This window comes from Cupriavidus sp. KB_39 (genome assembly GCF_052114485.1).
Classification (GTDB): Bacteria; Pseudomonadota; Gammaproteobacteria; order Burkholderiales; family Burkholderiaceae; genus Cupriavidus.
Genome location: NZ_JBFREV010000033.1, coordinates 41,062 through 55,052, shown reverse-complemented (window position 1 = coordinate 55,052; position 13,991 = coordinate 41,062). Strand labels below are relative to the sequence as shown.

General features: G+C 68.1%; 12 protein-coding genes and 1 tRNA gene. 8 read left to right on the top strand and 5 right to left on the bottom strand.

Going from position 1 to position 13,991, the window contains the following annotated elements; all coding sequences use genetic code 11:
• Positions 1 to 65 precede the first annotated feature (65 nt).
• From AB4Z27_RS22025 to AB4Z27_RS22015, 3 genes are all read right to left on the bottom strand, one after another.
• Positions 66 to 467 carry a thioredoxin family protein gene (locus tag AB4Z27_RS22025; protein ID WP_149137045.1) on the bottom strand — a complete coding sequence of 134 codons (402 nt, stop codon included), beginning with the start codon at positions 465 to 467 and terminating at the stop codon, positions 66 to 68.
• 75 nt (positions 468 to 542) lie between these two features.
• Complete coding sequence (dprA, locus tag AB4Z27_RS22020; protein ID WP_441645261.1) at positions 543 to 1,706, bottom strand: DNA-processing protein DprA; 1,164 nt, start codon at positions 1,704 to 1,706, stop codon at positions 543 to 545.
• Positions 1,703 to 2,878: a LysM peptidoglycan-binding domain-containing protein gene (locus AB4Z27_RS22015; protein ID WP_092291000.1), complete on the bottom strand. Its 1,176-nt coding sequence runs from the start codon at positions 2,876 to 2,878 to the stop codon at positions 1,703 to 1,705. The genes dprA and AB4Z27_RS22015 overlap by 4 nt, the downstream gene beginning before the upstream one ends.
• A gap of 161 nt (positions 2,879 to 3,039) precedes the next feature.
• On the opposite strand from AB4Z27_RS22015, the gene def reads away from it, so the two are divergent.
• From def to AB4Z27_RS21975, 8 genes are all read left to right on the top strand, one after another.
• The gene (gene def, locus AB4Z27_RS22010; protein ID WP_092290998.1) at positions 3,040 to 3,546 is read left to right on the top strand and encodes a peptide deformylase; all 507 of its coding nucleotides are present in this window, start codon (positions 3,040 to 3,042) and stop codon (positions 3,544 to 3,546) included.
• 110 nt (positions 3,547 to 3,656) lie between these two features.
• Positions 3,657 to 4,652 (top strand): methionyl-tRNA formyltransferase, encoded by a 996-nt coding sequence (gene fmt, locus AB4Z27_RS22005; protein WP_441645260.1) that lies wholly within the window; start codon positions 3,657 to 3,659, stop codon positions 4,650 to 4,652.
• 140 nt (positions 4,653 to 4,792) lie between these two features.
• Complete coding sequence (gene htpX, locus AB4Z27_RS22000; RefSeq protein WP_092290994.1) at positions 4,793 to 5,653, top strand: zinc metalloprotease HtpX; 861 nt, start codon at positions 4,793 to 4,795, stop codon at positions 5,651 to 5,653.
• 128 nt (positions 5,654 to 5,781) lie between these two features.
• Complete coding sequence (gene rsmB, locus AB4Z27_RS21995) at positions 5,782 to 7,155, top strand: 16S rRNA (cytosine(967)-C(5))-methyltransferase RsmB (protein WP_092290992.1); 1,374 nt, start codon at positions 5,782 to 5,784, stop codon at positions 7,153 to 7,155.
• Positions 7,156 to 7,163: 8 nt separating this feature from the next.
• Positions 7,164 to 8,054, top strand: coding sequence for a DUF4390 domain-containing protein (locus AB4Z27_RS21990; protein WP_092290990.1), 891 nt, complete (start codon positions 7,164 to 7,166; stop codon positions 8,052 to 8,054).
• The gene (locus AB4Z27_RS21985) at positions 8,051 to 10,531 is read left to right on the top strand and encodes a sensor histidine kinase (RefSeq protein WP_092290988.1); all 2,481 of its coding nucleotides are present in this window, start codon (positions 8,051 to 8,053) and stop codon (positions 10,529 to 10,531) included. Before AB4Z27_RS21990 ends, AB4Z27_RS21985 begins: the two co-directional genes overlap by 4 nt.
• 51 nt (positions 10,532 to 10,582) lie before the next feature.
• On the top strand, positions 10,583 to 11,302 hold the full coding sequence (locus AB4Z27_RS21980) for a response regulator (RefSeq protein WP_092290986.1): 720 nt from the start codon (positions 10,583 to 10,585) through the stop codon (positions 11,300 to 11,302).
• A 62-nt stretch (positions 11,303 to 11,364) separates the two neighbouring features.
• Positions 11,365 to 11,440 (top strand) — tRNA-Phe (locus AB4Z27_RS21975).
• A 60-nt stretch (positions 11,441 to 11,500) separates the two neighbouring features.
• On the opposite strand, the gene AB4Z27_RS21970 is transcribed toward AB4Z27_RS21975, so the two are convergent.
• Together AB4Z27_RS21970 and AB4Z27_RS21965 are read right to left on the bottom strand one after the other, a co-directional pair.
• A complete protein-coding gene (locus tag AB4Z27_RS21970) occupies positions 11,501 to 12,982 on the bottom strand; it encodes a dihydrolipoyl dehydrogenase family protein (protein WP_441591592.1) in 1,482 nt (493 codons plus the stop codon).
• 69 nt (positions 12,983 to 13,051) lie between these two features.
• Positions 13,052 to 13,981: a patatin-like phospholipase family protein gene (locus tag AB4Z27_RS21965; RefSeq protein ID WP_255370691.1), complete on the bottom strand. Its 930-nt coding sequence runs from the start codon at positions 13,979 to 13,981 to the stop codon at positions 13,052 to 13,054.
• Between the last annotated feature and the right edge of the window lie 10 nt (positions 13,982 to 13,991).

Here is a 13,991-nt window from a genome sequence, read left to right as displayed (position 1 = left end):
ATAATAAGCGCGCATCCGTCGGCGGTGCAAGCAAACGCCGCCTGAGGCTCAGGCAGCACATGRCATCAGCCGGGGTGGCTCTCGAGTAACCAGTCGAGCACTTCGGGAATTTCCGATGCGGCCGCGGGCATCGACGCCCCACGGTCCAGCATTCGCTCCAACACTTCCAGATGAGGYAGCACCGTGCCGTAAAAATGCGGATCGCCGCCGGCCACGGGCTGGATCAGCACCGTCGGAAARTTCTCAATGTCGATGTCCTCGCCGAGCCGGTCGGCGTGGGTCTCGATATCGATCCAGACAAAGCAGTCGCCGGGATAKCGCGCTGCCAGCGCCGCAAAGCCACTCATATAGTCCTTGCACGTCCCGCACCAGTCSGCGCACAGGCAGGCCACCAGCCGGCCCGCTGGCCGCGCGGCCAACGCCTGGCGCAGCGCCGCGGCGTCTTGTTCGGGAAAGTAAACGGTCATGGCAGTCGAAAACATGAGCAGCCTACGGCACCAGCCGCGGCAATTGCCGGCAGATTGTATAGAGTTTGGCGCCCCTTACCCGAGCCGCCGGTAGCGGTTGCCCGGTAATCGCTCCACCGCGCCGGCCAGTTCCAGCTGTAAAAGCGCTGCCGACGCCGCATCCGCCGACATTCCGCTGCAGGCGCACAAGGCGTCKAGTGTCACAGGATCATAGGCGAGGGCGGCGCCGAATGCGTCGGCGGGGGTCGGGCGGGGGTCGGCAACCTCCGCCCCGGCGGGTCTGGCCGATGACGGGGCGAGGTCGGGAAACTCCTCCACGATGTCCTCGAGGCTTTCCACCAGCTTGGCGCCCTGCCGGATCAACCGGTGACAGCCTTTCGAGAGCGGCGCGTGGATCGACCCGGGTATCGCGAACACCTCGCGCCCCAACTCCGACGCCAGCCGCGCCGTGATCAGCGACCCCGACCGCTCGGCCGCCTCGACCACCAGCACGCCCTGGCCCAGTGCCGCGATCAGCCGGTTCCGCTTGGGGAAGTGGTGGCTCACCGGCGGCGTTCCAAGGGGAAATTCGCTGAGGATGGCGCCGCCTCGGTCGACGATCTCATGCGCCAGCGCGTGATGGCGTGCCGGATACACCACATCGATACCCGTGCCGATGACGGCAATCGTGCCGCCGGCGCCGGACATCGCCCCCGCATGGGCCGCTGCATCGATACCGAGCGCGAGGCCGGACACCACCGTGAATCCCGCCCCGGACAGGGCAGCGGCAAACGCGTGGGCGTCCTTCGCCCCCTGCACGGTGGCCTTGCGCGCGCCGACGATGCCGATGGACGGCGCTGCCAGCGCATCGCGCCGGCCATTGACGTGGAGGAGGAGCGGGGGATCGGCGAGGTCGAGCAGCCGCGCCGGGTAATCGCTATCGGCGAGCGTGACGAGGTGATGGTTGGGTACGGCAAGCCATGCCTCGGTACGCGCGATCAGCGCGGCCAGCGTGGCATCGGGCGGGGCGGTCAGGATTTGGGCGATGGCGGGCGGCACCAGCCCATGCAGTCGGGCAGCGGGCTGCGCCAGCACCGCCGACGGCAGGCCGAACGCGCCCAGCAGCCGGCGCGCGGCCGCTGCGCTCAGTCCTGGCGTGGCGATCAGCCGCAGCCACGCCGCAACGTCGGCCAGCCCCGCATCCTTGCCCAGGGCCGGCCCGGAGACTTGCGCGCCCTCCGGCGCGCGCCAACCGGTCAACGTGGCGTCGTGGCGATGTCGCCAACCTTCATCAGGTTCGTGGCATCGGTGACCAGCGCGTACGAGATACCCGGGAACACGCGATACACATAGGCCAGCCCGTAMCGGTCGTCGGGCAGSCGGATGGTGCGATTGCTGTCCGTCGGATCCTTGACCAGACCGCCGTCACGCGAGAGCGCCAGCACATGGCCCGGCTCGAGCCCGGCATCGGTGCCCACGTTCAGCACCACCACCTGCTTGGCGCCGCCGTACTGCACGCCGCCATATACGGCTGCGATGCGGGCATTCACGTCGGTCTCGGGCGCGTGCGGCACATAGCGCACCAGCTCGCGCGGGGGCTGGGGCAGCAGCAGTGTGCCGGGGCCCATTTCCTGCAGCGACTGAGTGGCCTGCACCGTGGTCACGGCGTCCGGGCCCTCGGGCGGACGCGAGACGCGCACGCTGCCCTGGTATTCGGCCTCGAAGCCAATCACCTTGTTGGTGATCGGATCACGCACCGGCAAGGCCGGCTTGAAGGCCTGCCAGTCGCTGCCGATGGAGGCATCGCCGGGGCCAATGCCGCGCGCGTAGCCGGTATCGCCACGGCCCATGTAGACACGGGCATCGGGCAGGGCCACGAGGCGCGCCGAGGTATCGACGGTGTCCTTGTCCACCACCAGCGGGCGGATCAGGAACGGCTCGATGTCGGCCGCCGGAATGCTCAGGATCGCGTCGCCATCGGCGCCTTCGCCCCGCATGCGCGGCGAGAGGCGGCCATCGCCACTCGCGCCGCCCGGTGCGGTCGTGCTCAGGTAGGCGCGGCCATCGCGGGTGACCAGATACAGGGTCTGGCCCGGATAGATCAGGTGGGGATTGCGGATCTGCTGCTTGTTCATGCCCCACAGCTCGGGCCAGCGCCAGGGCTGGCGCAGGAAGCGGCCCGAGATGCCCCACAGGGTGTCGCCGGAGCGCACCGTGTACTGGCCCGGCGCGCTGGGCGCCAGATCGGCAACTGGAATGCCTTGCTGTGCCGTCCGGTCGGCTTGCGCCTGCTGCGCCGGCGAGACACTGAGGTCTGCGGCCTGGACGGTCATGCCCGCCCCGGCAGTGATGCCGGCGACACTTAGCATGAGAAGGGTGAACGCGTGCAGCCTGCGGCCCGACGCCGCTTGTTCTTTGGTAAGATCGCGCATTTTCGTGAACCGGTCGGTGTAGCGACCGGATTGACCCTAGAGAGCGTGCCTGCTGCGGCCCGCCTTGATTTTTTGTACTTGCGCCCCGATTCTGCATGTAAACACCCGTCGCCGCAACGCGGCCGGGCAGTAGACAGCACCTGGCGTTGCGCCCGAGCATCATGGCAAAACTCGACATCCTCACCTACCCCGATCCCCGCCTGCACAAAGTGGCCAAGCCCGTGGAGGTGGTGGATGACCGCATCCGCACGCTGGTGCGCGACATGGCCGAAACCATGTACGAAGCGCCGGGCATCGGCCTGGCCGCCACGCAGGTGGATGTGCACGAGCGCGTGATCGTGATCGACCTCTCCGAGACGCGCGACGCCCTCCAGGTCTTCATCAACCCGGAAATCGTCTGGGCCAGCGACAACCGCAAGGTCTGGGAAGAGGGCTGCCTGTCCGTGCCCGAGGTCTAYGACCGCGTGGAGCGCCCGGACCGCGTGCGCGTACGCGCGCTGAACGAAAAGGGCGAAGCCTTCGAACTCGATGCCGACGATCTGCTCGCTGTATGTATACAGCACGAGATGGATCACCTGATGGGCAAGGTGTTCGTCGAGTACCTGTCGCCGCTCAAGGTCACCCGCATCAAGCAGAAGCTCCAGAAGCGCGTCCGTTCGCGGATGTAACAGCGGTGCCGCCGCGCCGGCGCCGTCTGCTATCGTTAACCCCTCCGAAGCACCCAATGCACCCGGCCGCCACCATGCGGCCGGTGGCGTTTTTATCGCGGAACCCTGCCATGACCCAAGCCCAGCCACTGCGCGTTGCCTTTGCCGGCACCCCGGAATTCGCGCGCGTCGCCCTGGAGGCCATCCACGCCGCAGGCTTCCCGGTGGTGGCCGTGCTGACCCAGCCGGACCGCCCGGCGGGCCGCGGCATGCAGCTGCAGGCCAGCCCAGTCAAACAGTTTGCGCTCGATGCCGGCCTCGGGCCGGTGCTCCAGCCGCGCTCGCTGCGCCGCCAGGGCAAATATCCCGAGGAAGCCGGCGCGGCCGTCGATGCGCTGGCGGCCACGGCGCCCGATGTCATGGTGGTGGCCGCCTACGGCCTGATCCTGCCGGCCGAGGTGCTGACGCTGCCGCGCCATGGGTGCCTGAACATCCACGCCTCGCTGCTGCCGCGCTGGCGCGGCGCGGCGCCGATCCACCGTGCCATCGAGGCCGGCGATGCCGAGACCGGCATCACGCTGATGCAGATGGACGAAGGGCTCGACACGGGCGGCATGCTTTCCCGCGAGGCCGTGCCGATCGGCCCGCTGGACACCACCGGCACGCTCCATGACACGCTGGCGGCGCTGGGCGGGCGGATGATCGTCGCGGCGCTGCAGCAACTGGCGGCCGGCCAGTCGCTGGCCGCCACGCCCCAGCCCGAGGCCGGCGTGACCTATGCCGAGAAGATCGCCAAGGATGAAGCCCCGCTCGACCTGCGCCGCCCGGCCACGGCGCTGGCTGGCCAGGTGCGCGCCTTCAACCCCTTCCCCGGGGCCACGGTGCAGGTGGGCGACACCGTCATCAAGTGCTGGCAGGCGCTGCCGCTGGCCAGCTCGACGCCGCTGCCGCACCCGCCCGGCACTGTGCTGGCGGCCGACGCCAGCGGCGTGATCATCGCCTGCGGCGAGGGCAGCGCGCTCCAGGTCACCGAACTCCAGAAGCCGGGCGGCCGCCGCCAGCCGGCGCAACAGTTCCTGCAGGGCCAGCCGCTGCCGCCGGGCACGCGCTGCCTCGTGCCGGCGTGACGCAATCTCCTCATCCGTCTGCAAAAACCCTGCTACGGACATTGAATTTCCGGCAATCGGTCCCGATCTAACCGTCAACGCGTCCCGCAGGGGCGGGTACGCGGGGATGTACGTCGATTGTCGATTTGGGAGACTTTTCCATGTTCAACTGGGTCAAGACCTTCATGCTGATGGCCGCCATCACGGCGCTGTTCATCGTCATCGGGGGCATGATCGGGGGCCGCAGCGGGATGATGTTCGCGCTGTTGATCGCGCTGGGCATGAATTTCTTTTCCTACTGGTTCTCGGACAAAATGGTCCTGCGCATGTACAACGCGCAGGAAGTGGACGCCGGCACGGCGCCGCAGTTCTACAACATGGTGCAGGAGCTGTCCCAGCGCGCCGGGCTGCCGATGCCGCGTGTGTACCTGATCAACGAGGACGCGCCGAACGCGTTTGCCACGGGGCGTAACCCCGAGCACGCGGCGGTGGCGGCCACCACGGGCATCCTGCGCGTGCTGTCTGACCGCGAGCTGCGCGGCGTGATGGCGCACGAACTGGCGCACGTGAAGCACCGCGATATCCTGACCTCGACCATCGCGGCCACGATGGCCGGTGCGATCTCGGCGTTGGCCAACATGGCGATGTTCTTCGGCGGGCGCGACGAGAACGGCAATCGGTCCAATCCGATCGCCAGCATCGCCGTGGCGATCCTGGCCCCGCTGGCGGCCTCGCTGATCCAGATGGCGATTTCCCGGGCGCGTGAATTCGAGGCCGACCGGGGCGGCGCCGAGATCAGCGGCGACCCGCAGGCGCTGGCCAGCGCGCTGGACAAGATCCACCGCTACGCGCAGGGTATCCCGTTCCAGGCCGCCGAGGCGCACCCGGCCACGGCGCAGATGATGATCATGAACCCGCTCTCGGGCGGCGGCATCGCCAACCTGTTCTCGACCCACCCGGCCACCGAGGAGCGCGTTGCGCGGCTGATGCACATGGCGCAGACGGGCACCTATCCCGCCTGAGGCCGGCCGCGCGCCCCGAGTCCGGGTAAACTGCCCGCTGTGTTCCCCGGAACCGGCGGGCTTTTTTTGTGATCGGCACGCCGTGCCGGTCACTGTCATTCATAGCATTTTCAGAATTCTCGTATTCCATGCGCCTGCAACACGATTCACTTGCCTTCCAGATGCTCGGCGCCGCCGCGGCGGTACGCGGCGTCAATGAAGGCACGGCCCTGCCGCAGGCCATCGAAGACGTCGCCACGCACCTGCGGCTCGACCGCGTGCGCGACGCCGCCACGCGCGGCGCCGTGCAGGACCTGGCCTATCGCACCGTGCGCCAGTTCGGCACCACGCGCGCGCTGGTCACCGAACTGGTCACGCGCCCGCCCGGCGCGCTCGTCGATTCCCTGCTGGCCGTGGCCCTGGCGCTGCTGCTGGAAGGCGAGGAGGGCGATGCCAGCAAGGTCGGGCGCGGTGGCTACAGCGATTTCACCGTGGTCGACCAGGCCGTCAGCGCGGCCGCATCCGAGCCGAAGACCGCCCACGCGCGCGGCCTGGTGAACGCGGTGCTGCGCCGCTTTTTGCGTGAACGTCAGCAACTGATGCAGACCGTCAACCAGGACGAGGAAGCGCGCTACAACCTGCCGTCCTGGTGGCTGGCGCAGCTGCGCAAGGCGTACCCGGACCAGTGGACTACGTTGGCGGAGAGCGTCAACGCCCGGCCGCCGATGACGCTGCGCGTGAACACGCAGCGCATGTCGGTGCCGGAATATCTGACTGAACTGGCCAACGCCGGCATGGCCGGCACGGTCGTGGGCGAGCAGGCGGTGCGGCTGGTCCGCGCGTTCCCGGTCTCGCAGGTGCCCGGCTTTGCCGAAGGCGATGTGTCGGTGCAGGACGCCGGCGCGCAACTGGCCGCGCCCCTTTGCGAATTGTCTGATGGCATGCGCGTGCTCGATGCCTGCGCGGCCCCCGGCGGCAAGACCGGCCACCTGCTGGAGCTGGCCGACATCGACGTCACCGCCGTGGAGAGCGACGCGCAACGCGCCGCCCGCATCCACGAAAACCTTGCCCGCCTGGGCCAGCGCGCCAACGTGATCGTCGGCGACGCGAGCCGGCCCCAGGACTGGTGGGACGGCCAGCCGTTCGATCGCATCCTGGCGGACGTGCCGTGCTCGGCGTCGGGCATCGTGCGGCGCCATCCCGATATCCGCTGGCTGCGCCGCGAGACAGATATCGCGCGCCTCGTCAATGAGCAGCGTCGCATCGTGTCTCAACTTTGGCCGCTGCTGAAGCCGGGCGGCATCCTGGTGTACGTGACCTGTTCTATTTTCCCAACGGAAGGCGAGGAGCAGGCGCTCTGGTTTGGTGCGCAGCTACCAGATGCGATACGATTGCAAGCGCCGGGACAACTGCTGCCCGGTACGAAGGCGCCTGAAACGGCCAGCCTGCCAACCGGTTCGCCATCGGGTCTGCCTACCGATCACGATGGCTTCTACTACGCCCGCTTCCAGAAACGCGCCTGATCCCACCGATGCCGAGCCCGCTGCGCTTGTTCGTCCACCGAGTCCCGGGCCGCGCAACGCGCGAGGCGCCGGCGCTCGCGCTGGCCAATAGCGGCCGGCGTGCGCTGGGCACCCTTGGCACACTCAGCATTTGGGCCGTCACCGCATGGCTGCTGCTGAGCCTGCTGCTAGCGCTGACGCCCCGCGCCGAGGCGCAGCTCATCGAGAATTCCGAAGCGAAGATCGAATACCAGGACGGCGGCTTCGAGCTGGCCACCTCGTTCGATTTCGACCTGCCGCCGGCGCTGGAAGACGCGCTGCACAAGGGCATTCCGCTCTATTTCGTGGTCGAATTCCAGCTCTCGCGCCCGCGCTGGTACTGGTTCGACGARAAGCCGGTGAACACCAACCGCAGCGTGCGCCTGTCGTATCAGCCGCTGACGCGTCAGTACCGCGTTTCCACGGGCGGGCTGCAACTGCCGTTCAACCGCCTCAAGGGCGCGCTGCAGTTCATCCAGCAGGTGCGTGGCTGGCGCGTGTTCGAGCGCGGCGACGTGCGGCGCGGCGAAACCTATCACGCCGAGCTGCGCATGCGGCTCGACCTCTCGCAGCTGCCGAAGCCGTTCCAGATCAATGCGGTGAACACGCGCGAGTGGAACCTGTCGTCCGAGTGGAAGCGCTTCAACTACACCGTGCCGACCAACCTCGACGCGCCGCAGCCGCTGCCCCCACCGCCGGCCCCGATGCCCGCCTCACCGCCTGCGGCACCCCCGGCACCGCCCGCTGCGCCGGCCATCCCCGGCTCCGCGCCCGCCGCGGCCTCCGCGCCATCAGCCGATGCCCGCACGCCGTTCTCGCAGACCGTCTCCACGGTCCTGTCTCCGAGCCAATTGGTACAGCCCGCATCGAGCCCGCCATGAACGGAGCGATCTGGGACAGCCGATTCCGCCGCGTGCTCTATCGCGTCGTGGTGGGGATCATCGTCTTCCTGGCGCTGGTCCTGGTGGGCCTGCTGGCCGGGGCCTCGGCCAACACCGAATTCTTCGATCGCTATTTCACCCTGCTGTTCAAGGTCAACCTCGTCGTCGGCGCGCTGCTTGTGCTGACCGTGGGCGCGTTGGCCATGACGCTGTGGGTGCGCTACCGGCGCGGCAAGTTCGGCACGCGGCTGATGACCAAGCTGGCCGTGTTCTTCGGCGTGGTGGGCGTGCTGCCGGGCGTGCTGATCTACCTGGTCTCGCTGCAGTTCGTCTCGCGCAGCATCGAATCCTGGTTCGATGTGCGCGTGGAAACGGCGCTCGAGGCCGGGCTGAACCTGGGCCGGTCCACCATCGACAGCCAACTGGCCGATCTGCAGGGCAAGGCCCGGCTGATGGCGGACCAGCTCACGGGGTCGTCGGGCATGGCCACGTCGCTGCAACTGAACCGGCTGCGCGAGCAGTACGGCGTGCAGGAGGCCGCGATCTTCACCGGCAGCGGCCGGGTGATGGCCACGGCGTCGAGCAGCTACGCCTCGCTGGTGCCGGACCTGCCGTCGGGCATGCTCGCCGAGCAGGCGCGGCTGGCCGGCGGCTATGCGGCCGTGGAGGGCGGCACCGAGCCCTCGGTAGACGGCAAGCGCACGGGCCCCATCGACAGTACCCACCTGTACCGCATCCGCGTGATCATTCCGCTCGGGCCGGCGCCGTCGCAGAACTCGACCGACGCGGAGGCGCAGGCCGCCGCCGTGGCTGCAGCCGCCGCGGTCCAGCGCGCGCAGCGCCCGCCGCGTGCCGGCATGTCCGCGCCCGGTGCCCGCTGGGCCGGGTCGGGGCTGTCCGTGGAGCGCCGCCCCGAGGACGCACCGGCTACCGGCTTCGGCCTGATGGGCGATACGGTGCGCGAGGAGCGCTACCTCCAGGTGCTGCACCCAGTGCCGGCCGTGCTCGCACGCAATGCCGACGAGGTCCAGCGCGCCTATCAGGAGTACCAGGAAAAGGCGCTGGGGCGCACCGGCCTGCGCAAGATGTACATCGGCACGCTGACCCTGACGCTGTTCCTGGCCGTGTTCATCGCCGTGATGCTGGCCCTGCTGCTGGGCGGCCAGCTCGCCCGGCCGCTGCTGATGCTGCTGCAGGGGACCAAGGAGGTGGCCGAGGGCGATCTCTCACCCAAGCGTGAACTTAAAAGCCGCGACGAACTGGGCATGCTGACGCAGCAGTTCAACGCGATGACGCGCCAGTTGTCCGAGGCCCGCATCGCCGTGGAGGAAAACCGCACCGCGCTGGAGCAGTCGAAGGCCTACCTGGAAAGCGTGCTGCAGAACCTGACCGCCGGCGTGCTGGTGTTCGACCGGCGCTTTGCGCTGCTGACCGCCAACCCCGGGGCCGAGCGCATCTTCCGCCAGCCCTTCGCCGGCGTGCTGGGCCAGCCGGCCGAGCAGATTCCAGGGCTGGGCGAGTTCACCGAGATCGTGCGCCAGGCGTTTTCCGAGCAGAACACCAGCGAGGTGCTGGGCGGCGCGCGGCACTGGCAGAAGCAGATCGAACTGCCGCAGGGCGACGAGGAACAGCCGCTGACGCTGCTGGTGCGCGGCGCCCACCTGCCGGGCGGCAGCCGCGACGAGCCCGGCTACGTGGTGGTTTTCGACGATATTTCCGATGTGATCTCGGCCCAGCGCTCGGTCGCCTGGGGCGAGGTGGCGCGCCGGCTGGCCCACGAAATCAAGAATCCGCTCACCCCGATCCAACTCTCGGCGGAGCGCCTGCAGATGAAACTTTCGCCGAAATTGGAGACAACCGATGCGGAAGTGCTAAAGCGCGGGGCCGCAACGATCGTTAACCAAGTGGCGGCAATGAAACGCATGGTTGACGACTTCCGCGATTACGCGCGTACGCCGCCCGCCGTAGTGCAGACGCTGGCGCTGAATCACCTGGTGGCAGAAGTCTTGCATCTGTATGGGATCGACGAGCCCGGGGTGCACGAGCATCCCGTGATCCATTCGGCGCTGGGGCCCGATTTGCCTGAAATAAAGGGAGATCCGACCCAGTTGCGGCAGGTGATCCACAACTTGCTGCAGAATGCGCAGGATGCGGTGGCGGACAACGTGGCGGCCGGTAGGGCGGCGCCCCATATCACTCTGCACACCGAGACTGTAGAATACAAAGATTCTGCTGGCGAAGACCGGCAGGCCGTCAAGCTGTCCATCGCGGACAATGGTCCAGGATTCGCACCCCGTATTCTCAGTCGGGCGTTCGAACCGTATGTGACCACGAAAGCCAAGGGTACGGGTCTCGGGCTGGCGATGGTAAAGAAGATCATTGACGAACACGGCGCGCGCATCGAGTTACGCAATCGCATGGACGGCGCCGAGATCATCGGGGCACAGATCTCGATCCTGTTCGTTAAACTGGCATAGTCAAACTGCGTCACCGTCCGGTGGCGCTGCGGTGGGGTTAAGAGGGGAAGTATGGCAACCATCCTCGTAGTCGACGACGAAATGGGCATCCGGGAATTACTCTCGGAGATCCTGAGTGACGAAGGCCATGTGGTCGAAGTGGCGGAGAACGCCCAGCAGGCACGCGAGTACCGTGCGGCCGGGACGCCCGATCTGGTATTGCTCGATATCTGGATGCCAGATACCGATGGCGTCAGCTTGCTCAAGGAATGGTCGGCACAGGGTTACCTGACGATGCCGGTCATCATGATGTCTGGCCACGCCACGATTGACACCGCTGTGGAGGCGACCAAGATTGGCGCGCTGAACTTCCTCGAGAAGCCCATCGCGCTGCAGAAGTTGCTGTCCGCCGTGGAGCAAGGCTTGGCGCGCGGCATCGAACGCCCGCGTACGGCGCCGACGGCGGCCAGCGCGGCGCCTGCCGCCACCTCTGCCACGGGCGAAGCCGCCGCGGCCGCGCTGGCGCCCGCCGAGATGCCCGCGGAGATCGCCGCGAACGGCAATCCGGCACGCCTGCCCGAGGCCGAGATGCACTTCTCCTTCGACATGCCATTGCGTGAGGCACGCGATCTGTTCGAGCGTGCCTATTTCGAATACCACCTGGTGCGCGAACACGGCAGCATGACACGCGTGGCCGAGAAGACCGGCCTCGAACGGACCCACCTGTACCGCAAGCTCAAGCAGCTCGGCGTGGAGCTGGGTCGCAACAAGCCCGAGCCCACCGAACAATGACCGACAGTGATGCACGGGGCGCTTGACTGGCCGGTTTCGCGCTGATATAGTTTCGCTTCTTTGGCCCGGTAGCTCAGTCGGTAGAGCAGAGGATTGAAAATCCTTGTGTCGGCGGTTCGATTCCGTCCCAGGCCACCAGATACAAGAAAACGGACGCTTCGGCGTCCGTTTTTGCGTTTGGGGTCAATGGTTTAGCGCCTACCCGAACATCTCCTCCGCCACCGTCGGATGCAGGGGCAGGGTCGTCTTCAGGTGCGAGGCCTTGAGCCCCAGCCGCAGCGACACCGCCAGCGCCTGGATGATCTCGGGCGCGGCGTTGTCCATCAAATGCACGCCGAGCACCCGGCCGCTGCGCGCGTTCAGCACCAGCTTGATCATCGACTGTTGCGAACTGCCGCCGAAGCGGTTTTCCAATGAGACRAATCGCTTGATTTCGGTGCGGATGCGCTCCGGCTTCCCCGCGTCCTCGATGGCCTGCGCCTCCGTCATGCCCACCACGCCGATGGCCGGCTCGCAGAACACGGCCGTGGGCACGATGTCGAAATCGGCCAGGTCGCCGCGCTTGCCGAACAGGCGGTCCGCGACCCAGCGGCCCTGTGCGATGGCCACCGGCGTCAGGTGCAGGTTCTCGGCCATGCAGTCGCCCACCGCGTACAGCGCGCGCTCCGCGCTGCGGAACTGGCGGTCCACAACGATGCCGCCCTTTTCGCCCAGTTCGATGCCGATGTCCTCGAGCCCCAGCCCCTCCACATTGGCCTGCCGACCGATGGCCGACAGCACCGCCTGGGCGCGCACGGTCTGGGTACGGCCCGGGTTGCCGTCCTGCGTATAGCAGACCTCGGTCGCGCCATTGGCCTGCGAGAGCAGCGTCACCTCGGTATTGAAATGCAGGCGGATGCCCTTGGCGGCCAGCGCCCCGGCCAGCGAGGCGGAGACGTCGTGGTCGAAGCGCGGCAGCAGTCGGTCCTCGCGCACGAGCAGGTCGACCTTGACCCCGTAGCGCGACAGGATCGACGCCAGTTCCACGGCGATATACCCCCCGCCGATCACCACCATCGACGCCGGCACGGTCTGCCACGTGAACACATCGTCGGACGTGCTCGCCAGCTCGCCGCCGGGCACCGAAAGTACGCGCGGCCGCGCGCCCGTGGCGATCAGCGTCTTGCGGGTGCGCAGGGTTTCGTTGCCGACGACGATCTCGGTCGGGCTCGTCAGCCGGGCCTCGCCGTGCAGGATCTCCACGCCGGCCTCGGTCAGCCGCTGGGCATAAGACGCGTTGAGACGCGCGACCTCGGCATTGACCCGCACGATGGCATCGCGCCAGTCCTCCTTGCCGCCCGTGTGAGACAGGCAATCGGACAAAATGGCCGCCCAGGTGGCACCGTAGGACAGCATCTTCTTGGGCACGCAGCCGCGATTGACGCAGGTGCCGCCGATGGCGCCACGTTCGACCAGGATCACGCGCGCGCCCAGCGACGCCGCGCGCCGGGCCGCCGCTACGCCGCCGGAACCCGCGCCGATGACGACGAGGTCCGCCTCGCGCGCCTTGCCCGGCCGGCCATTGCGCTTGCGGCGCGGCACGTTCTCCACCACKGGCGCCGCGCTGATCTCGCGCGCGCGGCGGCGCTCCTTGGCCGGTGCCGGGGTGGCGGTCTCGGGTGTTGCCTGGCGCTTAGTCATCCATGTCTCCTTGTACGCGGCGCATCGCCGCATTCAACACGACCGACCGGCGCCCGTGGGCGCAACCACTCAGGGCGCCGGCAACAATTCCTCGTCCCGGATCGTGGGCCAGTCGCGCAGAAACGCTTCCGCGTCGCGCCGGCCCAGATCGTAGGCATGTGTCATGGCCTCGGGCCGGGTGTAGTCCCAGCTCGAGATGGGTACGCGCTGCGACGGCTGCAGGTACAGCCGGCGCTGGCCGCCCTCCGCCAGCACGAAGCGGGGCGGGCGCGGGTACAGCCGCGTCACCAGCACCAGCACGTTGCCGGGGGCCGGGTCGAGCGCATCGACGGGCACGTTGTCCACCAGCCCGCCATCGAGCACCGCGCGCCCCTGGCGCTTCAGTACCGGTGTGAACGGCGGCGTGGAGGCCGACTGCAAGAGCAGATCGGCCAGATCCTCGGGCGAAGCACAATCCTGCGCGCGCACGAACTCGGGCCGGAAGCCCAGCTTGCGGCCCAGCCGCGGGTGCAGCGTCTTGAGGAGGTGCTTGTCGATGTTGTACGCGAGCAGCCCGGCGGCCACGGCCAGGCGCGGGCCGCTCCACGGCGGGATATGCGCCACGCCGATGCGGATCTCGGGCGCGGCCTGGAGCCGCGCGAGCCGGTTATCGCCGAATAGCGACAGCAGCGCGTTGCGATAGATGCCGTAATGTGGAAACACGCGCTCGCGCCGCAGCAGGTTGCCCCAGTAGGCGTTGCGCGTGTTGTTGGCCAGGATGTCGCGGTAATAGGCCATGGTCTGGTGCGAATCATGCGCATGGACCATGCACGCCGTAGCCGCCCCGGCCGAGATGCCCGCAATCACGCGCGGCCGCAGCGCCAGCTCGGGCGCCACGGTGTCCCACCAGCCGGCCTGCCACCAGCATCGGTTGCCGCCGCCGGCGAACACGATCTGGTCGAACGGCTGGGAAAGCGGCTGGGGAGGGGCGGAGGAGATTGGCGCGGCGCCAGTCATCATCGTCGGATGG